The organism is Paenibacillus sp. FSL R5-0744, assembly GCF_037972555.1.
Taxonomy (GTDB): domain Bacteria; phylum Bacillota; class Bacilli; order Paenibacillales; family Paenibacillaceae; genus Paenibacillus_AQ.
Map to the genome: position 1 here is coordinate 3491187 of NZ_CP150228.1, position 22844 is coordinate 3514030.

Consider the following 22844-nt stretch of genomic DNA (forward strand, 5'->3'; position numbering starts at 1 on the left):
CGTCATAAGCTAGCCTATCTTAAAAAGAACAATAGCTAAATTTTAACGCTGACTTCTCCATTTGAAAGATATTCCTCGTCACCATTTTCATATCTGACTTTCAGATGGCAATCGTTATCGATATCAATGGCTGTTGCCTTAAGCTGTTCATTATTCTTTATCACTGTTACGGGTTTGCCAAGTGAAATTAACCGTTTTCTATATTCGGAAAGAAACAATCTGTCCGTTAATTGCTCATAATATCCCATGAAATTGTTCAGTACTTCTGCTACCAGTCGGTTGCGGAGATCACCATAAGAACTGTTTTCAGAAATTACAGTTGTTGCAATCTCGGTAAGGTCGTTAGGAAAGCCGTCGGACGGTAGCGCTACATTGATACCAATACCAAGAGCGGCATAATCAAGCCAGCCGTTTTCCAGTGACACAGATGCTTCGGTAAGAATCCCACACACCTTTTTACCTTCCATGAAGACATCATTCACCCATTTAATCTGTGTTTCTTTACCGGATACGCTCTCGATGGAAAGGGCGACTGCAACAGCGGCGCAAGTGGTCAGCAGAGCGGAATCTGTTGCTGACAGCTTGGGACGCAGCAGGATACTCATATAGATACCCGTTCCCGGTGGAGAAAAGAATTTTCGGCCCATTCTCCCGCGTCCAGCGGTCTGTTCTTCGGAAAGGATCACCTTACCCTCAGCTTCTCCATTTGAGGCAAGGCTTTTTACGGCTTCATTCGTTGAAGATAGTGTCTTAAAGACTTCTAAACGTAACTTTTTCCCCTGGGTATCCAGATATTTTGAAATTGCACTTGCAGATAGGATATCTGTTTGAGGTGACATGGAATATCCTTTATTAGTTACAGCTTGTATGGAATATCCGTCTGTCTGTAACGATTTTATGGCTTTCCAGACAGCGCTGCGCGTCACGGATAACTGAACGGCTATTTCCTCGCCAGAAAAGTATTCACCCTTATTACTGTCGAGCAAGGCAAGAATATGTTCTTTTACTGTCATGAACTTAAACCTCCAAAAGTATAACTCTCCGACCAAAACTCATTGAATATAATAACATCCAACGATTGCGACTGAATACTCTAATTCTATATAACAATTGGAAAAACTCAAGCTTGGTATTTCACTCTATTGTAAACCTTTAAAAATATTATGGTTTACAATCAATAATATCTCCATTATAATTCAGCTTACTGGACGTATTTACTAACCAGAATACAATTATTTATATCCAATGGAGGTCAATTTTTTGAAGACAAAAGAACTTATTTATGCTGCATTATTCGCAGCACTTATCGCGGTGCTGGGCATGATTCCACCCATCCCCCTCGGCTTCATCCCCGTTCCGATCACTGCCCAGACGCTTGGCGTCATGTTAGCTGGATGTTTTCTGGGGAAACGGATGGGCGCCCTCAGTCTAGTCATTTTCATCATTCTGGTAGCCATTGGACTGCCTGTACTGACTGGTGGCCGCGGCGGAATCGCAGTGCTCATTGGTCCTTCTGCAGGATACATATTTAGCTTCCCGATCGCGGCCGGCCTTATCGGCTGGTATTCTGAAAAAATCTGGCCGAAGGTCCGAACTTGGAAGCTGATAGCGATCAACATAATCTTTGGTGTATTACTAGTGAGTCTGATTGGTGCACCAGTCATGGCATTAATAACCAATACGTCGATCTGGGCTGGACTTGTCGGAGCGCTAGCCTTTCTTCCGGGGGACATCATCAAAGCCGTTATAGCAGCCGTCATAACGATGCAGCTGAAAGCAATTAGCCCTATTGAAGAAAAAACACAAATATAAAGTGATGTGAAACTCGGGTAAATGAAACCCGGGTTTTTTTATTGAAAAATAATATGGTTATAGATGTGAATTTGTTTATACTATAAAAATTAAAATGAAATTGAAATAGGGTGGATAACAATGGATAAGGGATTTAATTTAGCTAGCCAACTATTAACGCTGCTTGATACGGAACAAAGATGGTTTACCTTAGCCGAAGTGGAGAAAAGTTTAGGGATCTCAGATAAGACAATACGGAAGATGGTGGAGGAAATCAGCAAGCAACTACCCTCTACTGTAACCATTGAAGTTTCTAGAGGTAAGGGAATCGTTCTTCTACGTGATGGGCAAAGTACGATAAGTGAAGTGATTTCTTCTATGTTCAGACAAACCATTTTTTATCGGCTGATGCATTTATTGTTTACGAATGCTGGTCGAATGTCTGTGGAGGAGCTTTCTGAAGCCATGTTTATGAGTACCTCGTCTTTGAAGAAGCTGATTGTGGAATTAAATAATAATGATCTAAAAGCGTATAAGTTACGCATTAGTTACTCTACACCTGTGATCAAAGGGAATGAAATGAATATTCGATATTTTTATTGGAATTTATATTGTGATGCGTATGAGTTTACAGGATGGCCCTTTGCGAATGTCGATTTTGCTTATATAAATCAGTTGATCACAAATATAGAGAATGAGAATAACATTGTATATTTTATCAATTCCAAAAGGAAATTGTCCTTTTTGTTGGCAATTGTAATAGAAAGAGCTGGGAAAGGAAATTGTGTAACCATCGACGAAAATGCATACCCCTGGGAAAAGGGGATGTTTTATATACCAGTGAGAGCCATAGCAGAGCGTCTTGAAGAAAAGCTGTCTATCGAATTTCCAAAGAGTGAAATATTCTTTATGCAATCCATGGTTAGTCTCAGCCAATATCATTATTATGAAGGGTCAGAGATCACTCCGATTAAAGAAGTCGAATTACACAAGGATAAAGAAGAATATCAAATGGGGAATCTGCTTCTAATGTTGTTGGCAAAGGTATACCCGAACTTGGATATGCATGAACGATTTATTTTGGAGATTTACGGGTTCTTTGACAAGTTATTAATCGAAAATGCCATTCCGGAATGGATGATGATTTCAAAAAGTCATTTAACAACATATGTAGAGCAGGAGTGCCAGCAGATTTATCAAGAAATGCAAACCTGTATGCAAACGTGGAATAAAACTTACCCTTCCGTTCTCTTCAATAATTTTCATTTAACAAAACTAACCTTAATTGTCCGCTCGAGTTTACGTTATAAGAGTAAGAGGGCTTTCTTAGTGATCGGGGAGGAATTTTCAATTCGTCATTACATAGCAGATTTGATAAAGAAGGAAATTGGGGATCAATTGATCCTTAATACCTCCATTATGAAAGGGCTAACTGACGAGATCATGCAACAAAATAATATTGATCTTGTCATTAGTAATATCCCGGTTGCACTAAAGACCGTGCCTGTTGTTATTATTTCTACGATCCCTTCTAAAAGAGATTTGGACCATATCCGTAAAGAATTGCTTTTATAATTTGACCAATTATTTTCCGTTACCTACGTAAGTTTTTGGTCTAGTTTGTAATGTTAAAAAACCTTATGCTCAATCTAGTTTCGAAACTGATTTTACTTGAGGGCAAGTGGAAAGCGATTTCGGTAAACCTCAGTTTACTATTAAAAGTTGGAGGAAGAACTATGAGTAGGCATTTAGGTGCAAATAAGGGAGAAATAGCAGAGCGCGTTTTGCTCCCAGGAGATCCTTTACGTGCAAAATTTGTAGCAGAACACTTTTTAGAGGGGGCTAATTGTTATAACGAAGTAAGAGGGATGTATGGATACACTGGAATATACAAGGGTGTACCGGTGTCAGTTCAGGGGACAGGGATGGGAAATCCATCGATGAGTATCTATGCTACAGAATTGATCGTCGATTATGAAGTTAAGAAATTGGTTCGCATTGGTACATGTGGTGCGATGCAAAGTGAAATTAATATCCGCGATATTATAATAGCCCAAGCGGTGTCTTCAGACAGTAATATGACGGAGAAGATCTTTCATGGTTGTAATTTTGCACCTACAGCAGATTTCTCATTGTTAATGAAAGCGTATCAACAAGCACAAGCTAAAAATGCAAATGTTTTTGTTGGTAACATTTATAATTCTGATGAATTCTATCGTGAAAATTTAGATCGACTTCACAAGTTTATGGATTTTGGTGTATTAGCAGTAGAAATGGAAAGTACAGCCTTATACACTTTAGCCGCTAAATATGGTGTAAAAGCGTTATCGATTTTAACAGTCGGCAGTCAATTGCTACGACAGGAACACCTGACTCATAAAGAAAGTGAACAATCCTTTTATGAAATGGTCGAAATAGCCCTTAACACAGTCATTGATGGCTGATTTATGGATAAGAGCAGTGTTGTTAGAAAAGAGAGTGAGAAAGAAATGAAGGTAATACTGTCAGGATTGCAGTGGATGATTTTTATGATCGCTGGTGCAATTGCTGCACCCATTGCTATCGCAGATTTATATAACTTAACACCCATAGAGACTTCCGGGCTTATCCAGAGCACAATGATTACTTTAGGGATAGCTGGATTTTTACAAGGCCTGACGGGTCATAAATTCCCTATCCATGAAGGTCCGGCAGGGTTATGGTGGAGCATTTTTACGATTTACGCAAGTTTAGTGGGGGGGCTTTATTCTTCTAACAATGGTGCTTTACAAGCTTTAAGTGGGGCAATGATCATTAGCGGTGTGTTATTTATCCTAATTTCAGCATTTAAGCTAATGGATAAAATCGCTCGTCTATTTACTCCCACCATCACTTTTATTTATTTACTTTTATTGATCTTTCAATTAAGTGGATCTTTTATGAAAGGGATGATGGGGATTACCATAGCCCACACCACGTTAGATGTTAAAGTATTCATCCTTAGTGTGATTGTGGTTTGCATTACCTTTTGGTTAGGAAAAAGTCGCTTTGTAGTACTCAGCCAGTTTTCAATAATTTTCAGTATATTGATAGGCTGCCTATTATTTATTATCTGCGGTAATATACCAGTGTTTTCTCATGCGGATACTCTATTTAAGCTTCCGAAAATATTCCCATTTGGCAGACCTCAATTCGATGCCGGAACAATCACTACTGCATTTTTATTAACGCTGTTATTAATAACCAATGCAGTTGCGTCAATCCGTTTGATGGAGACCGTTATGAAACAAAAGCAAGTGGATCATCATCGTTATTTGCGCGCCGGGTTTACTTCTGGAATTACGCATCTTATTAGTGGCGGTTTAGGAGCGGTCGGTTCTGTCCCTATCTCGGGAGCGGCGGGATATGTTGAACAAACAGGGATGAAGGAGCGCAGATCATTTTTAATTGGATGTTGCTTTGTGATCTCAATATCCTTATTTCCGCCAATGATGAATGTTATATCAGCGATTCCAGCTCCCATAGGCTATTCCGTTACCTTCGTCATTTTTGTGAAGATGGTCGGACTAGCGCTAAAGGAATTGAAGAAGGTCATTCATGAAGAACGAACATTTATCGTTAGTGGAATTTCCCTTTTAGTGGGTGTGGGATTAATGTTTATCCCTTCATCAGCTACGGCCCATTTATCTCCGATCGTGATAGCCATTTTAAATAATGGATTAATATGCGGAAGTCTGTTGGCGATTATTTTGGAACAAGGGTTAATGTGGAAAGATGCATTTCGATATGAGGATTCCAAGAAAATTAACCGATAATTTGGAGGGCTAAAAATGCATTATCTAATTTCTATTGCTGGTTTGGTTATTGTTCTATTACTGGCATGGCTAGGAAGTAACAATAAGAAAAAGATTAAATATCGACCAATCATTGTAATGATTGCTATTCAGATCGGTTTGGGATTAATTATACTAAAAACAAGTATAGGTGAATTCTTAATTAAAGGGTTTGCCGATAGTTTTGCAAAATTACTTGGATACGCCAATGAAGGGACTGACTTTGTTTTTGGTGGGATTGCAAATGAAGGGGCCCATACATTTTTCCTTTATGTTTTGATGCCAATTGTTTTTATGTCGGCATTAATTGGGATATTGCAGCATTACAAAATTCTCCCGTTCATTATCAAGTATATTGGTTTGGTACTAAGTAAAATAAATGGCATGGGCAAATTGGAGTCTTATAATGCAGTTGCAGCCGCAATTGTAGGACAAAATGAAGTGTTTATTTCGGTGAAAAACCAGCTTGGATTATTACCAAAACATCGCTTGTATACATTATGTGCGTCTGCAATGTCGACGGTATCCATGTCAATTGTTGGTTCATATATGACGATGCTAGAACCTCGGTATGTAGTAGCTGCATTGATATTAAACCTATTTGGCGGATTTATCATTTCATCCATCATTAATCCGTATGAAGTTACACCTGAAGAAGATATTGTTGAAGTTCAGGTAGAAGAAAAACAAACGTTTTTTGAAATGCTGGGCGAATATATTATGGATGGCTTTAAAGTAGCCATAGTAGTTGGTGTAATGTTGGTTGGTTTCGTTGGGATCATTGCATTAATTAACGGGGTCTTCAGCGGAGTATTCGGTATCTCGTTTCAAGGAATTTTAGGGTATGTCTTTGCACCCATTGCCTTTCTTATCGGTGTCCCATGGCATGAAGCTGTTGATGCAGGCAGTATCATGGCGACAAAGCTTGTTGCGAATGAATTCGTTGCTATGCTTGACTTTGTTAAGATCCAAGATGGTTTAAGTGGGCGTACTACAGCCATTGTCTCGGTTTTTCTAATCTCATTTGCTAACTTTGGGTCCATTGGTACCATTGTGGGTGCAGTGAAAGGCTTAAATGAAAAACAAGGGAATATTGTGGCTCGATTTGGATTAAAACTGTTATTTGGCGCCACACTTGTAAGCGTTTTATCCGCTCTGATCATCGGTATCATTTTTTAGTTAAACTTAGCGGATTCTCGTCATCGTTATGAATTCTGCACAAGACATCTTTGTATATAAAGAGCCGCTTACTTAGCGGCTTTTTTTGTTGTGATTATAGAACAATTATTAAGATACGAAATAGGAAAAAGAATAATTGATTATCAAATGGGTTAATTAATGAAGAACCGCCAGTTTTTACTCTTTTTCCGAGTCAGATAGCAAAAGTATTGACAACCTGTATATACAGGTTTAAACTGTGTGAAGTGTTTGAACTTGTATATACAGGTTTAATATTTGACATAAAGTAATTCTTTTGGAGGTGTTCAACTTGAGTAAGTCCCAGTATTCGGAGTGGTGGCGCCGGTCCACGGTGTATCAGGTGTACCCGAAGAGCTTTAAGGACACTACAGGCAACGGAACAGGAGATATTAAAGGACTTATTGAAAAATTAGACTATTTGCAGAAGCTTGGAATTGATATTGTCTGGTTACAGCCGGTCTATGTCTCGCCACAACATGATAACGGTTACGATGTTGCGGATTATGAAAATATCAACCCGGATTTTGGTACGATGGAGGATTTCGACGAGTTAGTACAGGAACTGCACAGACGTGAAATGAAGCTAATGATCGATATCGTGGTTAACCATACTTCAACAGAACATGAGTGGTTCAAACAGTCCATTTCAAGCAGAAACAATCCCTATCGTGATTACTACATCTGGAAGGACCCCGCTCCGGACGGTGGCTTACCCAACAATTGGCAGTCGAAGTTCGGAGGTCCTGCCTGGCAGTTTGATGAAGCTTCGGGACAATATTATCTTACTCTCTTCGATAAAACCCAGGCGGATCTGAATTGGGAGAACGAGAAGGTACGTAGAGCAGTGAATGATATGATGCTATTCTGGGCTAAAAAGGGTGTCGACGGCTTCCGCATGGATGTAATTAATTTAATCTCCAAGGATCAACGCTTCCCTAACGATGACGGGAGTGTTCCACCGGGGGATGGACGCAAGTTCTATACTGACGGTCCACGGGTTCATGAATACATCAAAGCGATGTACGAAGAGGTATTTGGTCCGTATGAGATGGTGACGGTCGGAGAGATGTCCTCAACTACATTGGAGCATTGCATCCGATACTCGAGTCCTAAAGAGCGGGAATTTTCTATGACTTTCAATTTTCATCATTTAAAAGTTGATTATCCGAATGGACAGAAGTGGGAGCTAATGCCCTATGATTTTGAAGCGATGAAAAGCTTGTTCACAGAGTGGCAGACCGGAATGCAGAAAGGTCGGGGCTGGAACGCCTTATTTTTTAACAATCACGATCAACCGCGTGCCCTCTCCAGATTCACTGATGATAAGGTCTACCGTGTAGAGAGTGCCAAGCTGCTTGCAACAACTCTGCATGGCCTTCAGGGAACACCTTATGTGTATCAGGGGGAAGAAATCGGGATGCCAAATCCGGTATGGAAGAGCATCGACGAGTTCCGTGACATTGAGTCACTTAATATGTACCGTATTTTGTGTGAACAGGGGAAAAGCCCTGAGACTGCCCTGAGTATTCTTCAGGAACGTTCACGGGACAATTCCCGTACGCCGATGCAGTGGGATGACAGCCGAAATGCCGGATTCACCGTAGGTACTCCATGGCTGAAAGTTGATGAGCGGTATTCGGACATCAATGTGCAGAAGGAGCTAGCCAATCCCGATTCCATCTTCCATCATTACCGTAAGCTGATTGCACTACGCAAGGAGTATGGGATATTCATTGAAGGTGTATTCAAGAGACTCGATGATGGTCATCCTGAAGTGTTCGCTTACGCCAGAACAGGTGATGGAGAGGCGCTTGTAGTGGTCTCGAACTTCAGCAGTAAAGAGATTACCTTCCGCTTTGAAGATAGTCACTGGGCAGAGTTATCATCAAGTGGTAAAGACGAGCTTCTGATTGGAAATACAACAGAAACACCTGAATTAACACAAGAGCTTCAGCTTAGTCCTTATGCTTCCTACATGTGGTTAATCCGCTAACGAGGTGTACTTGAGAAGGAGCACAAATCAATTATGTAAGGAGTGAAAATATGGCTATAGACCGCAAAAATGTTGAGGATATTGTACGGGCAGTTGGGGGCAAGGAGAATATAGAGGTTGCGACACATTGTGTAACCCGGCTGAGATTCTCGCTGTATGATGAGAGCAAGGTGGATTCGGAAGCCTTGGACCGCAACGAACTAGTAAAGGGACAATTTTCTAGCCAAGGGCAGTTTCAGATCGTTATCGGACCGGGAACTGTAGATAAAGTATACGATGAAATGATTCAGATCACTGGCGGTTCTCGTTCTTCCAAAGATGAAGTGAAATCCGCTGCTGCCCGAAAACAGAATCCGCTACAGCGTGCGATCAAGACGCTGGCTGATATATTTATTCCTATTCTTCCAGCTATCGTAACCGCAGGTTTGCTGCTTGGGATCAATAATATTTTGACCGGGCCTGGTATCTTCTTTGATAATCAGTCGCTGGTGGATGTCTATCCCGCATGGAAAGACATTGCTGCGATTATTAATACGATTGCCAGCACAGCGTTTACCTTTTTACCAGCACTTATCGGTTGGGCAGCTGTTACACGTTTCGGCGGCAGTCCTCTGCTCGGGATCGTTTTGGGTCTCATTCTCGTGCACCCAGATCTATTAAGTGCCTATAACTATGCAAGTGCTTCCACTGAGGGTACTGTTCCAACCTGGAATTTGTTCGGCTGGCATTTGGAGAAGATCGGTTATCAGGGACAAGTATTGCCAGTGCTGGTTTCGGCCTACATTCTAGCAAGGCTGGAGAAGTTCCTCAACCGCCGGGTGTATGATTCCATTAAACTGCTGGTTGTTGCGCCAGTGACTCTACTGATTACCGGTTTTCTGGCCTTCACCATTATCGGTCCGGTTACGTTTGGCATTGCCAATGCCATCACCTCCGGCCTGATCTTTGTATTTGATCATTTTGCGCTTCTTGGTGGCTTGATTTACGGCGGATTCTATGCGCTTCTGGTCATCACCGGTATGCATCATACCTTCTTGGCGGTTGATGTGCAGCTCATCGGTAGCGAGGGCGGCACTTTCCTCTGGCCGATGTTAGCGTTATCCAATATTGCACAAGGTGCCGCGGCACTGGCAATGATGTTCGTAGTCAGAGAACAGAAGGCAAAAGGCTTGGCGGCTACATCTTCCGTCTCTGCATTCCTCGGTGTGACGGAGCCGGCGATCTTCGGAGTGAATATCCGCTATCGTTATCCTTTCATCTTCGGGATGATCGGCTCAGGGATTGCCGGTATGCTTCTTACCGTTAATCAGGTTCGCGCTTCTTCCATTGGCGTAGGCGGGATTCCCGGCTTCCTTTCGATATTCCCGAACCAGTGGGGCGTGTTCTTCATTGGTATGCTTATTGTTCTCATTGTGCCATTTGTCGCCACTGTACTCTACGGCCGTTCTGTGGTGGGGCGTTCCGAAAAGAACTCAGCTACAAAGGCTACTAGTACTGTGAGCGAGACAGACAATTTGAACAGCCGCCCTACAGTTCAAGAGTCACAGGACTCCGTGAATATTCTGGAGCTTATCTCTCCGCTCAGTGGAACTGCAGTATCTCTAGAACAGGTGCCTGATCCTGCCTTTGCCGAGAAGCAGATGGGCGAAGGCATTGCAATCGAACCTTCTGAGGGTAAAGTATATGCACCCTTTGATGCTACAGTAGCTCATGTGATCAAGAGCAAACATGCGCTTATATTGGAGCATGCCAGTGGTGTACAAGTACTCATCCACGTTGGGATTAATACGGTGTCGCTTAAAGGCAGTGGTTTTACCACCCATAAGAATATTGGCGACAAGGTGCAGGCAGGCGAGCTTCTGCTAGAATTTGATATGGAAGCTATCCGCGCAGCAGGTTACCCTTTGATTACTCCTATCATCATTCCTGCAGGTCAGGATATGGTGGATAAGATTGAGGAGAAGACTGGACCAGCTGCAGCTAGACAATCTAGCATCTTGACTATTCATCTCAAGGGTTGATACAGGCTATATTGGCAAAGACTTTATATTACAGAAAGACAGCCCCTGGGGGCTGTTTTTCTGTAAATATAAGAATTCATATGTCCACGCTATAAATTTCCCTCCAATTGAATCGAAACTTCCAAAGGCATGACGTGATACAATAAAGGGCGGTGATCAAAATTGAGAGAAAATAAATATTTGCAAATTTATAATGAGTACAGCAACCAAATTCTTTCTGGACAACTGGTACCGGGAACCAAGCTGCCCTCTGAAAGTGAACTTGCTGAAGCTTACAGCACCTCACGAGAGACTGTTCGCAAAGCGCTGAACCTGCTGTTCCGTGAAGGATACATTCACAAAATTAAGGGCAGAGGCTCCTTTGTGCTTGATATGACGAGAATGGATTTCCCCGTTACCGGTCTGATTTCATTTAAAGAGATGGCCGATACATTGGGTACTGCCTCGCGGACACTGGTAGAGCGGACGATAAGTGAGCCGGCAGGCTCCGCGCTCGCCAGACACCTACAGATTCCGCCTGAAACCCTGGTTTGGAAAGTTATTCGTGCCAGAGAGATTGAAGGCGATCGGATCATTTTGGATAAGGATTATTTCCGGGCGGATATTGTTCCATTCCTAAGCGAGGAAATCGCGGAAGGCTCACTCTATGATTATCTGGAGCAGGAGTTGGGTCTTAAAATTAGTTATGCGAAGAAGCTGATATCCGTTGAGCCTTCTACTGAGGAGGATCATAGACTGCTTGATTTGAAGAGTTACACGCATATTGTAGTAGTACGAAACTATGTTTATTTGGAGAACACGGTGCTTTTCCAATATACCGAGTCCAGGCATCGACTGGATAAATTTCAGTTCGTTGATTTTGCTCGAAGAGTGAAACGTTAAGCTAAGCTTAAAGAGGGGTGTCCCAGTTTGGGATACGCCTTTTTTTCGCGTCAGATGGTGTTATTGGTGTGAATTATTGAAATTTGAATAGTTGAGCGTGTCAAAGTTGACTGGAAATCTGTGCACTGCATTCCTTCAATATTTTACTTACCGCACGGTCTCTCTTTCGGTTCAATCGTGCAGCAGGGCCGGATATAGCCAATGCAGCGATCACTTTACTATTATAAAATATAGGTGCAGCAACGCAGCGTAAACCCACTTCTGTTTCTTCATCATCAATGGCGTATCCTTGTTGACGGATTACATTAAGATGCTCTTTTAATAAATGGTTGTCGTCAAAAGTTTGCTTTGTTGCTTTGTACTGGGTAAGATGTGTAAGCATTTCTTTTAGTTGTTCATCACTTAGATGCGCCAGGATTACTTTTCCAAAGGCACTGAGATGGGCATAAGCAGAATCACCTACGTGTGTATGGCTACGGATGGCATGATTGCTCTCCACCACTTGTACTGTCATGACTTTCATACCATCTAAAATCCCAATATATGCGGTTTCGCCAAGTTCATTCGCTAATTGATGCAGGGATGGAACAACTAACCAATTAAGTCGAGTGTTAGCAGATGATGAATGGTGCCCCTTTAATTCAGAAGCTTTGTACGTGTGACCTTCTTTTTGAATAAAACCTGTCAATTCCAGCGTATAAAGCAGACGAAAAGTTGTTGACTTATTAAGGTTAAACCGGTGCATAATCTCAGTCAATCTCATGGGTTCACCTTGCTGCAGAGCGTCTAGAATGTGTAGACCTTTTTTTAGGGTTGCAACCTCATATTGATCCATTGATTCACCTCAAAACTATAATTGAATTATTGGCATACAAATAAAAACATTTAATTCCATTTTAGCTTATATAAAGTAACATTATACTGGTTAGTTCTTTCGCCAGAGAACCTCAACGCATTTCAATGAATTAGTCTGTTCTACAAAGGGGTTATTTGGGAAACATAAAGATTACATCGAAAGTGGCTCTTGATGAACTATTATGAATGAAAATGAGAGGGATTGAGCTTTACGCCTAACCCTCTCATTTATATTAAAGTAGTTATGGTCATGACCATAACTATGACACTTATTCGCCTTTTAAAAACAGGTGAAGGCCCTCAACTGCATAAGCATGATCTAACTCGCCGGTCAAACCTCCGACTGTTACGGACCCGACAACCCCAACACCTTTGACACGGATGGGAATAGAACCACCCACTGCTTGATACTCTGACGTGGAAAGCAGGGAGTGTTCTGTGTGAGAAGCACCACTTTGGATAAAGCGTTGCTCAATGTAGGCAGAACTTCGGTTATAATGATCAACGATCCGTTTTTTGCGAAATAACCATTCGTAGTTTTCTTCCGAAGTACCATCCATTAGATGCGTAAACACGGGAACTCGGTTACGTTCAATATGCACGGCTACCGCTACTTTGTTATCTTGGGCACACTGCACAATCCGGTTGCCAATAGCGAGTGCATCTTGATGGCTAAAACTTGTGAATTCCAATTCCTTCTCTAATAGGTCTAATGCTTTTAAATCCATTTATCCTCTCTCCTCAACATAAAGATTCTGTTTCTTATCCATTTTGTAGTTTATAGCTGCGAGTAAAAAAGCCAATCCAGCCATAATTGAACCGTTCCAGGCCGTATCCATAATATACAAATGGTCTACTGCAAGCCCACCTAATGTAGAACCAGCAGCTATCCCAATATTAAATGCAGAGATGTTTAATGCAGAGGCGACATCCTTAGCAGAAGGTACCAGCTTTTCTGCAAGCATTAGAATGTAAGCCTGTACGCCGGAAGACATCATAAAAGCGAAGAACCCCATTAATATAAGGGATAAAATGGTGAGCGTCTTGATGGGTAGCAGCCATATTTGCAACAGCAGAGCAATGCCCTGAAACAGGAATACAAATCGGAGCGACTTTACAGGATGTCCATTTGCTAATTTCCCCCCAATAATATTCCCAATTGCCACAGCAACTCCGTAAACCAACAGCAGCCATGAAATAGACGAGGCTGAATATCCACTTATCTCTTTAAGGATAGGAGAGATATACGTAAATAAGGCGAAGGTTCCGCCGAAACCCAGTACTGTCATTAGCAGTGCAGCGATGATACGCGGGTTGGCAATCAGACTACCAACATCTCTAAGGCTCGGTGAGTGAATTGAACGCGGAATTTTTTCCACGGCAATAATAGTGACAAACAAAGCTATTAGTCCTAATACTGCAACCACCGCAAATGACATCCGCCATCCAAATTCCTGACCGATATATGTCCCAAGGGGAACACCTAGAATGGTAGCGACGGTTAACCCGGTGAACATGATGGAGATGGCGGTGCCTTTTTTGTTAGTAGGGACCATATCTGCGGCCACTGTAGCTGCAACAGCGAAAAACACACCATGTGCAACAGCTGTAATTATCCTTGCTAAGAGCAAAATGGAATAGGTAGAAGCTAATGCTGCCAGAGCGTTCCCTGCAGTGAATACGATCATGAGGAACAGTAGATATCCTTTTTTAGGATAGGAAATTTACCTGTAATAACAACGATAATCGGGGTTCCAATAGCAAGGGCAATTGCATACCCAGACACCAGAGTCCCAGCTTGTGTAACCGATATGCCAAGATCTGAAGCTACCTCTTGCAGAATACCAACAATAACAAATTCTGTTGTTCCAATGGCAAAAGCACTTAGTGCAAGTGACATTAGTGCTATTAAGATTTTTGAATTCATACTTTCACCTCCTTTATGTAGGTCAATATTAAGAGAGAACTTGAATAAGCTCAAATAAAGAGAGAAAGTTTCTATAAAAGAAACTTTCTCTCGGTGGATACAATGATATTACCAATTAGAGTATCGAATGGTGGTCTTTTTTATTGAACGAAGCGATTATAAAATTGTCATCGACCTACAATGTCTAGAGTTATTTATGTGGTAAAATTAGGATAAGTGAATCTTGGGAGGCGAGTAAATTGAGTCTCGATCTTGTGATGATCATTTTTCTACTGTTCTTAAATATTCCAGTATATAAAGTATTGTTTCGCGTGTTCTTTGTGGATAATGATGATTATAACGAAACGATTAGACATACTTTTACACCTAACATCGTTTCATTATTCCGAGGAGAGTATTGGAAGGATAGAATGAATACGGCAAGACTTCAGTTTTTTATTATTCTTTGCGTTGGGATCATTGTTTTAGAATACCTTGTTTTGAATAAAGTATTTGAAATTCTTGCATAAGCACCGCTCTATTATGGAAAACTTCTGTAGTGCGAATAAACTGCATGATTCCATTTTGGGAGGATAGCATTATGACAAATCAGGATCCGCAGGAGCTTCTTAAGAGTAAACACAAGCTAGATGAGCAAAAAAGGCAGTTCACAAATTTTGCCCGAAGTGTTTCCGGTCATGGTGAAGTAGAAGCAGGCCAGGAATTCAGTAATGATCGAGTGCCTGACGATCAAAACCGCATGAAATCTGTTGAGAACAGACAAGATTGACGTTAAAAAAGCTATTAAATAAGCCGATCCTTTTCTGGATCGGCTTATTTAATAATTATTACGTTGTAAGGTGTTGTTTCAATAGGTATCGGATGCTAGAGTTTTCTTGCTTTAATTTCAGAAGTTACAGGAAGTATTTTTGTTTTTTTTGAAAAATCGCTTTTATCGTCCCGCGACTACATAAGTTATCATCAGATTGCTCAATCATTTGCTCAATGACAAATCCCACTTTAGTGAGTGCATTCACATAGGCTGATAATTTACTATCGGATCCGATTATGTTAGCGTACTTTCGTCAAGAGATTCTGAATACCAAGATTCATCGAAATAACAATTTTTAAAAACAAGAATTTCATTTTCTGTATAGACACACAGGCTCCGTTAACCGCATTTATGTTTCCAATTTCAATAGCAATGATGTTTCTGTGATCAACGGAGTAACAGGTGCGGTGATAGTAGTCATCCCTGTAGGCGTGAATCCTGCGGGAGTAGCCATAAACCCGTTAACCAATCGTATTTATGTTGCTAATTTGAACAGCAACAACGTATCCGTTATGGACGGAGCGACCAATACTGTGCTGGCCACCGTTCCTGCCGGGGATGGAGCAGGTGCAGTCGCGGTCAATACCTCTACCAATGCTATCTATGTTGCCAACTTTAATGATAATACTGTTACTGTCATTGACGGATTAACAAACACTGTGGTGACGACCATTATTCCCGCCGGCGGTTCTCCTTTTCCAACGGGGATAGGTGTGAATTCCTTAAACAATTCTATTTATGTAGCTGAATTCAACTCGGATATTGTTACCGTCATTGACGGGGTTACGAATATGGTTACCCAGGCTGTGATTAGTGTTATTCCTGTAGGTGCACGTCCGTTCTCAATCGGTGTAAATCCGTAGGAGGCAAGGACAAAGAATTTAGTACACTCTAAATTCTGTTCTTCATATTACCGCAGGGGGTGAATTATACGATGGAAATAACATCGGCAGAAGAAATCATGATCCTGTTGTCGAGCATGGGTCGTGATTGCTGATTATACACCTTATTCCTGGGATTGGGGTATGGTATACTTCAAGATCTCGATAGTGAACATTACCATTTTGTTAGCTGAATTAGGCATCTTCTTTTTACTTTTTAAGAAGCGTGAGAAGTTACCTTTGTATGTAATCGTGCGATGGTGGCATTACTAACTATGTGTATAGGGGGAGATAGGCTGTGAGCTTGTAGATTTTCAAGGTATTGGGAATGGACTAGTGTATTCGATAATCTGAAAAAATTAGCTACTTCCCATAAATCTCATAGGCGGCTGGTTCTTTCTTCCGTCGCACCGCCAGTTTTAAGATCGAGGGACAAGAACATAGTCCCTTTAAAAGTCGCTAAAATGGCAGCTTATTTTGCCTAACCGTATATACACAGTTTCTTCCTCCCGCTAAAATGTACTCCCCTCGTTCAATATGAACATTATTTCCTAGAACAGTTTTAAATAGATGCAACTCATTCTTACATAACCCGGTACACACAGCAGCAGCTTCACAGATCGGGCAATGTTTCTCAATGAATAAAAGACTGCCATCTTCCTGCTCCTTAACCTCGGCCATATAACCTTCATTTGTTCGAATCTCGGCCAGCTTCTCCAGTTTCTCTCTAACGTCTGTTGTATCACCAAGATGCTGAAGATATTGTTCTTGCATATTCTTATTTCGAACAGCCAGCAGCTTGTCCAGCCCCTCATTTCCGAAAGCTTCTTTCATAGAATTGATCAAACTGACGGATAAATCCGAATATCCGCTTGGAAAAAACCGATCGGCCGCGGGTGTTAAGATCCATAGCTTGGTGGGTCGACCCATGGGACGGGACTCTTCTTTGTTAGTTACCAACCCTTCTTCTTTCAGCGCATTCAAATGTTGACGAATAGCCATTCCAGATAGCGAAAACTGGGAGGAGAGTGCCATAACATCCATTCCCCCTTGCTGCTTTAACAGATCAATGATCGCTCTTCGGGTCTTGGTTGAGACATCTTTTTTGGTATGATTTCGGCTCAAGGTGCACCTCCTTTTGAAGCAACTAAATCTACATCACAGACTACATTTTAAACAAAAATGTTGACAAAGTCAAAGCTGAACTGTAGCTTAGACATTATAAATAAAAATGTTTACTAAGTGTCGGATACGATGTATACATACCAATTTTCTTGGAGGTCACATTTCATGCGTCTAATCATCAAAGCATTTTCAGCCCACGTTATTTTGTAGTATCCATAGGACGTATATCAAGATAGGAAAGGGTATCCAATCTTTAGGTTTGAAAAACAAATAACCGAAGGAGGAGTTTACAATGATCATCGAGGTCAGTGATAAGGCATCAGAAAAAATCGCCGAAATCTTATTAAGTGCGAATATCCGAAATCCATTCCTTAGAGTGGGTGTTGATGAAGGGGGATGCAGTGGATTATCCTACACCCTAGTCGTAGATGAACAGCAGGCAGAAGAGGACATTGTATTAAATAAAAAGGATTTTAGTATATTGGTTCACCCGAATAGTATTGCATATATTGACGGGCTTGAAATTGACTATGAAGAGAGTGGAATGGTAGGCGGATTCACTATGAATAACCCTAATGCAAAAGCTTCATGTGGATGCGGAGCCAGTTTCAGAATGGCCAATTATCGTGGCGAAATAAAAAAATGTGATTAAACAGCAGAAAGGAGAGAAGGGGAATGATATCATTTGCAGTATCCGAAAAAGCATTGGATTCATTTAAGAATGAATGGGATTTGGAAGAGGGCCAATATGTAAGAATTTATGCAAAATATTCCGGTGGAGGCTCAGATGCCTTCACTGTTGGAATTAATGCAAGTGCTACACCGATCGATCCAGCATGGGTTCAATCCATTGGTGGATTTCATTTCTTTGTTGAAAACACTGATGTTTGGATTTTACAGGATGAACTTCTTCAAATTGATTGTAATGAAGACGGCATATTTTCAACCAAAATCTCCTGAGCATCTTTTTGAGTGCAATGTACAGTAGAATATCTACTACACTTCTAGCAATTTCGCACGCTTTTGTCTATACTATTTTAAATAAATATCAGAATGGGATCTGATTTTAACAGAAGCAGGTGCAGAACATTGATAAATTTGGACAAATTAGCAAAGGCATTTACTAAAGGTGTCTATGATATAGAAGATAGAAGCAGATTAGTCATCCAGCCCAAAAGTTTATTAAGTGAATTTACCACCGTTAAGCATGGATTTCTGTTTATCATTCGCGGGGGAGCCAGAATACGTGTGAATGGAACCGTATATGAATTACGGCCAGGGTCAGTTTTTCATGCGGCTCCAGGTATGCAAATGGATTCACAGGTAATAGGACAATCAGAGCTTGAGTATTACTCCCTTTTTTATAAATTGGATATGCCAGAAGAAATGAATTGTACTACCGAATTTGACTCTCATTTCAAGCTGGAGCCAGGAGCCAATCTAAAAATTATTGAATTACTAATCATGCTTCATCAGAATACTCATCCATCCGGAGAAATTGGAAAGCTGCGTATCAAAGAGTTGTTCTTAAGCCTAATGCATCAGGTTCTGATTGCTTGCAGTTACAGAGAGAACGACAGTTCACCGAATCAAAAGATGGTTGATGAAGCCCTTGCATACATTAAACTCCATTATATGAATTCACTTACACTCGGTGAGTTAGCGGAACGGCATGCAATGAGTACGAACCGCTTCTCTTACTTCTTTCACAAATACACGGGGCTGCGTCCAATCGACTATGTCGTTAATTATCGTATGGAACGAGCCTGTGACTTACTCAAAGCAGGCAATTTTCCTATTCACGAGATTGCGGACCGTGTCGGTTATGACAATCCGCTGTATTTCAGCCGATTATTTAAAAAGAAATTCGGTGTTTCTCCCTCTGCCTATAGATAATTAGATAATATACATATCGAGTTTCTTATACTTGAATTAAGTCTGCAGCTACTGGTGATGAACCAGAAGTGCAGACTTTTTTATTTAGATTAAATAATGATGCATGTAGAATTTGAGATTTGTACATTTGAATTTATTTAAATTTTTGATAAACTCACCCTTGTAACTGAGAATCATTATCAGTAAATTGATTTATAAATGAAAGGCTGGTAGATATGACAGGAAACAGACAATTATGTATTGGGTTGTCCTTAAATGCAACCTGGATGAAAGGAGACGGCTGGCGGCACCCGGATAGCGGAGTCGAAAAGATGGGGTCTATCGAATATTATATTGATTTGGCAAAAATGGCGGAGAATTCTAAGCTCGATTTTCTATTCAGGGCTGATTATCTGTATGTTAGCCCGCAGATGTTAGGGGATTCCTCTAATTTCGGCAGCCCGGACCCTGCATTGTTTTTTGCAGCGATAGCCCGTGAAACCGAGCGGATCGGACTGGTGACCACGATTTCTACCACTTTTAATCCGCCTTACGTTGTAGCAAGACAGCTTCAGTCTTTACACTGGCTGAGCAATGGACGTGCTGGCTGGAATATTGTCACTTCTATTGAAGGCGCCGATAATTTCAGCGATTCACCTATGCCTTCACCGGAAGAGAGATATGCCAAGGCAAAAGAGTTCACAGATGTTGTATGCAAGCTGTGGGAGAGTTTTCCGAATGAGGCGATTGTTATCGACCGTCAGTCGGGTATGTTCTCGGATAAGGATAAAGTAACTGCTATAAATCATTCCGGTGAATTTTTCAGTGTAAAAGGACCGCTTACTTTGCCTGCTCACAGGTCAGGAACGCCTCCGCTATTTCAAGCCGGCGCTTCGGATATTGGACGGAATTTCGCTTCTTCCGTTGCAGATGCTATTTTTGCAGCAATGCCGGATATCGAATCAGGAGTGGAGCTAAGGAATGATCTGAGAAAAAGAGCGGCAGAGCAGGGACGTGATCCGGATGCCATCAGAGTTTTGCCGGGCTTATATTTTTTCCTGGCTGATACGCGCGAAGAAGCGCTTGAATTACATAAGACCGCACATGCGAATTTAAGTCTTGAGCGCAGACATGCTTCGCTTAAATCGGTGTTAGGTCTTGATTTAACCGGTTATTCCATAGATAGGCGCGTAACTGCTGATATGTTACCCGATTCAAATCAGGCCGTCCGCAGTCGGACACATGCCGAACTATTGCGGCGGTATATTATCAAAAACCAGCCTACAGTGAAAGAGATCCTGGACAGGCCGGAGGTTGTCGGATCTGCTCATTGGGTATCTGTCGGGACAGTCGAGGATGTACTGAACGATATTATTGAGCGGTTTGAAGCGGGGGCTATGGATGGCTTCATCGCCTTGCCGGGCGGTTCAGAACAATCTATGGAACTGTTTTTTGAGAAGCTGGTACCGAAGCTGGTTGAGAGAGGCTTGTTTCGAAGTGAATATACGGGGTGCACTTTTCGTGAGCATCTAGGGATATAAAAAAAGAGAGTTGAGGCGATTGAATGATGCATGAAGAGGAAATGTTTGATGTTACGATTATTGGCGGCGGTCCGGCCGGATTATTTGCTGCATTTTATAGTGGACTCCGCGAAATGAAGACCAAAATCATTGAATTTCAGCCTGTACTTGGCGGCAAGGTGCATGTCTATCCGGAAAAGATGATATGGGATGTGGGAGGCTTACAACCTATTCTTGGCTCGCAGCTTATTGAACAAATGGTTGCGCAAGGGATGACGTTCCAGCCGGAGGTTGCTTTTAATGAAAAGGTCACATCCATCTCGAAAGATGAAGCAGGTTACTTTATATTGCACACGGATGCAAACCGGAAGCATTTCACTAGAACTGTAATATTGGCCATTGGAGGAGGCATTCTGAAGCCGATCAAGCTTGAAATCGAGGGTGCCGAAAGATTTGAAATCACAAATTTGCATTATACGGTGAAGTCACTTGCCCGCTTCAAAGAGAAGACTATTCTAATATCGGGTGGCGGACATTCTGCTGTTGACTGGGCGAACGAACTGGCCCCGATTGCCAAGAAGGTGTATTTAACGTACCGGAAAGAGAACTTAAAGGGGCATGAAGCCGATATTTCACGCTTGGCGAACAATGGCGTAGTGTGCTTGTTAAATACTTCAATCAAAAAATTGATTGCCACACCGGATCACGAAAGAATAGGGACAGTACTGCTAAAAAGCAATGACAACGGAGAAGCATTTGAGCTGTCCGTTGATGAGGTCATCATTAATCACGGCTATGAACGCGACAAGGAACTACTGGTGAACAGTGAAATTAAAATTGATCTGTGGGAACATCGGATTTCAGGATCAGCAATGAGCGGGACATCCGTGCCGGGTATTTATGCGGCAGGTGATGTTCTGCATCATGAAGGTAAGCTGCACCTGATAGCGGGAGCGTTCCAGGATTCTGCCAATGCAGTAAACCAGGCCAAACAATACATCACGCCAGAGGCAAATTCGACCGGGATGGTGTCTTCGCACAATGACCTGTTCATACAGAAAAACCGTGATTTAATGAAGCATTTATACAGATAGTAATGATAACAACTCAAGGAGGAGCCAAATGAATAGACTATTTGGATGGATTGCATCCTTAATTATAATAGCAGGATTACTGGCTGGATGTTCCGAAACTTCAGTCACAACTGCACCTGAAGTCGGCAAGATCGAGGAAGCGGGATGGCCAAGAACAATTGCAGATGCCAGCGACAATGGAGTGGTGCTCAAGACACGACCTGAGCGGATAGCGGTTCTTCATCCTTTGTATTTGGATTACTTTTTTGCTCTAGATACGCCTCCAATCGCATCAACTAACGCAGCTGAAGCAATGAAAGATTTCGCTACTTTACAGCCTTATGCCGGAACTGCTGAGATTATTGATTTGGGCAATAGCAATGCGAATCTGGAAATGATCATGGATGCAAAGCCTGATGTGATTGTAACCTTCAAGGGTTCTGTTGATAGCAATTATGATGAGTTGAATAAGATTGCACCTGTCATCTTAATTGACTACACCGATACCTGGGAAAAAACGACGATGCTGTGTGCTCAGATTGTTGGAAAAGAGACGTTAGCAGAACAAGCCATTAAGGAAACACAAGAAATGATAGCCAATACGAAAAAACAGTTAAATAGTCTTGAAAATAAGACCTTTGCCTTGCTACGGGTCGATGGAAAAGCCAATTTTAATGCTCAAGGCTCTAAAAACACGATGTACTACAATCAAACTGTGGGCTTTGGGTTGTTGCCACCAAAGGGATATCCCGAGGAGGGCGGGGCTCTTTCTCTGGAGGGTCTATACAGCATGAATCCCGATTATATTATTATCCAGCATGATATGGATATCGCAAAGGCGGCCATCAAGGAGAAGGAAACTTCAAAAGCGTGGAACTCACTGGAAGCAGTAAAAAACAATCATGTTCTTATCTTTGATAATTCACTAAACAGCGCAAGTATCCTGGCTGTCCGTTTAGCTGCAGATCATTTCCTGCAATTGGCGGCTGAACAATAATTTATTTACAAAAATCCGATTGACGCTGTTGGGCGCAATCGGATTTTTGTTATTTAGATAAATATCTTGACCTGTTGTTTG

General features: G+C 41.6%; 23 protein-coding genes. 17 read left to right on the plus strand and 6 right to left on the minus strand.

Annotated elements, in window-relative coordinates; all coding sequences use genetic code 11:
* Positions 1–35: 35 nt before the first annotated feature.
* Positions 36–1013: a biotin--[acetyl-CoA-carboxylase] ligase gene (locus MKY19_RS15275; RefSeq protein WP_339795806.1), complete on the minus strand. Its 978-nt coding sequence runs from the start codon at positions 1011–1013 to the stop codon at positions 36–38.
* A 247-nt stretch (positions 1014–1260) separates the two neighbouring features.
* Between MKY19_RS15275 and MKY19_RS15280 the strand changes: the two genes are divergently transcribed.
* The 8 genes from MKY19_RS15280 to treR all read left to right on the plus strand — a co-directional run bounded on the left by MKY19_RS15280 (position 1261) and on the right by treR (position 11699).
* Positions 1261–1812: a biotin transporter BioY gene (locus tag MKY19_RS15280; RefSeq protein WP_076283743.1), complete on the plus strand. Its 552-nt coding sequence runs from the start codon at positions 1261–1263 to the stop codon at positions 1810–1812.
* A 120-nt stretch (positions 1813–1932) separates the two neighbouring features.
* The gene (locus tag MKY19_RS15285) at positions 1933–3366 is read left to right on the plus strand and encodes a helix-turn-helix domain-containing protein (protein ID WP_339795807.1); all 1434 of its coding nucleotides are present in this window, start codon (positions 1933–1935) and stop codon (positions 3364–3366) included.
* Positions 3367–3527: 161 nt separating this feature from the next.
* Entirely contained in the window at positions 3528–4235 is a 708-nt protein-coding gene (gene deoD, locus MKY19_RS15290) for a purine-nucleoside phosphorylase (protein ID WP_339264754.1), read from the plus strand.
* Between the two features lie 3 nt (positions 4236–4238).
* Complete coding sequence (locus MKY19_RS15295) at positions 4239–5585, plus strand: purine/pyrimidine permease (protein WP_339795808.1); 1347 nt, start codon at positions 4239–4241, stop codon at positions 5583–5585.
* Positions 5586–5600: 15 nt separating this feature from the next.
* Positions 5601–6782, plus strand: a complete 1182-nt coding sequence (locus MKY19_RS15300; protein ID WP_042188403.1) for a NupC/NupG family nucleoside CNT transporter — start codon at positions 5601–5603, stop codon at positions 6780–6782.
* 310 nt (positions 6783–7092) lie between these two features.
* Positions 7093–8796 (plus strand): alpha,alpha-phosphotrehalase, encoded by a 1704-nt coding sequence (gene treC, locus MKY19_RS15305; RefSeq protein WP_339795811.1) that lies wholly within the window; start codon positions 7093–7095, stop codon positions 8794–8796.
* Between the two features lie 50 nt (positions 8797–8846).
* The gene (gene treP, locus MKY19_RS15310) at positions 8847–10817 is read left to right on the plus strand and encodes a PTS system trehalose-specific EIIBC component (RefSeq protein ID WP_339795813.1); all 1971 of its coding nucleotides are present in this window, start codon (positions 8847–8849) and stop codon (positions 10815–10817) included.
* 162 nt (positions 10818–10979) lie between these two features.
* On the plus strand, positions 10980–11699 hold the full coding sequence (gene treR / locus MKY19_RS15315; protein ID WP_339795816.1) for a trehalose operon repressor: 720 nt from the start codon (positions 10980–10982) through the stop codon (positions 11697–11699).
* Positions 11700–11799: 100 nt separating this feature from the next.
* On the opposite strand, the gene MKY19_RS15320 is transcribed toward treR, so the two are convergent.
* The 4 genes from MKY19_RS15320 to MKY19_RS15335 form a co-directional block, all read right to left on the minus strand.
* The gene (locus tag MKY19_RS15320; RefSeq protein ID WP_339795818.1) at positions 11800–12534 is read right to left on the minus strand and encodes an IclR family transcriptional regulator; all 735 of its coding nucleotides are present in this window, start codon (positions 12532–12534) and stop codon (positions 11800–11802) included.
* 289 nt (positions 12535–12823) lie between these two features.
* Positions 12824–13282, minus strand: a complete 459-nt coding sequence (locus MKY19_RS15325) for a heme-binding protein (RefSeq protein ID WP_339795820.1) — start codon at positions 13280–13282, stop codon at positions 12824–12826.
* Positions 13283–14242: an MFS transporter gene (locus tag MKY19_RS15330; protein WP_339795822.1), complete on the minus strand. Its 960-nt coding sequence runs from the start codon at positions 14240–14242 to the stop codon at positions 13283–13285. It lies immediately after the preceding gene.
* The gene (locus MKY19_RS15335) at positions 14239–14481 is read right to left on the minus strand and encodes a hypothetical protein (protein ID WP_339795824.1); all 243 of its coding nucleotides are present in this window, start codon (positions 14479–14481) and stop codon (positions 14239–14241) included. The genes MKY19_RS15330 and MKY19_RS15335 overlap by 4 nt, the downstream gene beginning before the upstream one ends.
* 239 nt (positions 14482–14720) lie before the next feature.
* On the opposite strand from MKY19_RS15335, the gene MKY19_RS15340 reads away from it, so the two are divergent.
* From MKY19_RS15340 to MKY19_RS15350, 3 genes are all read left to right on the plus strand, one after another.
* The gene (locus MKY19_RS15340; protein ID WP_149645694.1) at positions 14721–14990 is read left to right on the plus strand and encodes a hypothetical protein; all 270 of its coding nucleotides are present in this window, start codon (positions 14721–14723) and stop codon (positions 14988–14990) included.
* A gap of 71 nt (positions 14991–15061) precedes the next feature.
* Positions 15062–15250 (plus strand): hypothetical protein, encoded by a 189-nt coding sequence (locus MKY19_RS15345; protein WP_339264768.1) that lies wholly within the window; start codon positions 15062–15064, stop codon positions 15248–15250.
* A 389-nt stretch (positions 15251–15639) separates the two neighbouring features.
* A complete protein-coding gene (locus MKY19_RS15350; RefSeq protein ID WP_339804326.1) occupies positions 15640–16155 on the plus strand; it encodes a hypothetical protein in 516 nt (171 codons plus the stop codon).
* Between the two features lie 477 nt (positions 16156–16632).
* Here the strand turns inward: MKY19_RS15350 and MKY19_RS15355 are convergent, their stop codons facing one another.
* Positions 16633–17298, minus strand: a complete 666-nt coding sequence (locus MKY19_RS15355) for a metalloregulator ArsR/SmtB family transcription factor (RefSeq protein WP_339795826.1) — start codon at positions 17296–17298, stop codon at positions 16633–16635.
* Between the two features lie 295 nt (positions 17299–17593).
* Here MKY19_RS15355 and MKY19_RS15360 point away from each other — a divergent pair, with 295 nt between their 5' ends.
* From MKY19_RS15360 to MKY19_RS15385, 6 genes are all read left to right on the plus strand, one after another.
* Complete coding sequence (locus MKY19_RS15360) at positions 17594–17950, plus strand: iron-sulfur cluster assembly accessory protein (protein WP_339271660.1); 357 nt, start codon at positions 17594–17596, stop codon at positions 17948–17950.
* A 23-nt stretch (positions 17951–17973) separates the two neighbouring features.
* A complete protein-coding gene (locus MKY19_RS15365) occupies positions 17974–18258 on the plus strand; it encodes a Fe-S cluster assembly protein HesB (RefSeq protein WP_339795828.1) in 285 nt (94 codons plus the stop codon).
* Between the two features lie 138 nt (positions 18259–18396).
* Complete coding sequence (locus tag MKY19_RS15370) at positions 18397–19194, plus strand: AraC family transcriptional regulator (protein ID WP_339264776.1); 798 nt, start codon at positions 18397–18399, stop codon at positions 19192–19194.
* Positions 19195–19409: 215 nt separating this feature from the next.
* On the plus strand, positions 19410–20714 hold the full coding sequence (locus MKY19_RS15375; protein WP_339795831.1) for an NtaA/DmoA family FMN-dependent monooxygenase: 1305 nt from the start codon (positions 19410–19412) through the stop codon (positions 20712–20714).
* Positions 20715–20740: 26 nt separating this feature from the next.
* Positions 20741–21787: an NAD(P)/FAD-dependent oxidoreductase gene (locus tag MKY19_RS15380; RefSeq protein ID WP_339804329.1), complete on the plus strand. Its 1047-nt coding sequence runs from the start codon at positions 20741–20743 to the stop codon at positions 21785–21787.
* A 28-nt stretch (positions 21788–21815) separates the two neighbouring features.
* Entirely contained in the window at positions 21816–22763 is a 948-nt protein-coding gene (locus MKY19_RS15385; protein ID WP_339795833.1) for an ABC transporter substrate-binding protein, read from the plus strand.
* The last annotated feature ends 81 nt before the right edge of the window (positions 22764–22844 follow it).

What these genes read in the sequence shown, in the direction of transcription:
- MKY19_RS15335 (WP_339795824.1), bottom strand. Translation starts at nt 14,481, where the DNA reads ATGAATTCAAAAATCTTAATAGCACTAATGTCACTTGCACTAAGTGCT.
- MKY19_RS15285 (WP_339795807.1), top strand. Translation starts at nt 1,933, where the DNA reads ATGGATAAGGGATTTAATTTAGCTAGCCAACTATTAACGCTGCTTGAT.
- MKY19_RS15345 (WP_339264768.1), top strand. Translation starts at nt 15,062, where the DNA reads ATGACAAATCAGGATCCGCAGGAGCTTCTTAAGAGTAAACACAAGCTA.
- deoD (WP_339264754.1), top strand. Translation starts at nt 3,528, where the DNA reads ATGAGTAGGCATTTAGGTGCAAATAAGGGAGAAATAGCAGAGCGCGTT.
- MKY19_RS15380 (WP_339804329.1), top strand. Translation starts at nt 20,741, where the DNA reads ATGCATGAAGAGGAAATGTTTGATGTTACGATTATTGGCGGCGGTCCG.
- MKY19_RS15330 (WP_339795822.1), bottom strand. Translation starts at nt 14,242, where the DNA reads ATGATCGTATTCACTGCAGGGAACGCTCTGGCAGCATTAGCTTCTACC.
- MKY19_RS15375 (WP_339795831.1), top strand. Translation starts at nt 19,410, where the DNA reads ATGACAGGAAACAGACAATTATGTATTGGGTTGTCCTTAAATGCAACC.
- MKY19_RS15365 (WP_339795828.1), top strand. Translation starts at nt 17,974, where the DNA reads ATGATATCATTTGCAGTATCCGAAAAAGCATTGGATTCATTTAAGAAT.
- MKY19_RS15300 (WP_042188403.1), top strand. Translation starts at nt 5,601, where the DNA reads ATGCATTATCTAATTTCTATTGCTGGTTTGGTTATTGTTCTATTACTG.
- MKY19_RS15385 (WP_339795833.1), top strand. Translation starts at nt 21,816, where the DNA reads ATGAATAGACTATTTGGATGGATTGCATCCTTAATTATAATAGCAGGA.
- MKY19_RS15275 (WP_339795806.1), bottom strand. Translation starts at nt 1,013, where the DNA reads ATGACAGTAAAAGAACATATTCTTGCCTTGCTCGACAGTAATAAGGGT.
- MKY19_RS15325 (WP_339795820.1), bottom strand. Translation starts at nt 13,282, where the DNA reads ATGGATTTAAAAGCATTAGACCTATTAGAGAAGGAATTGGAATTCACA.
- MKY19_RS15320 (WP_339795818.1), bottom strand. Translation starts at nt 12,534, where the DNA reads ATGGATCAATATGAGGTTGCAACCCTAAAAAAAGGTCTACACATTCTA.
- treP (WP_339795813.1), top strand. Translation starts at nt 8,847, where the DNA reads ATGGCTATAGACCGCAAAAATGTTGAGGATATTGTACGGGCAGTTGGG.
- MKY19_RS15295 (WP_339795808.1), top strand. Translation starts at nt 4,239, where the DNA reads ATGGATAAGAGCAGTGTTGTTAGAAAAGAGAGTGAGAAAGAAATGAAG.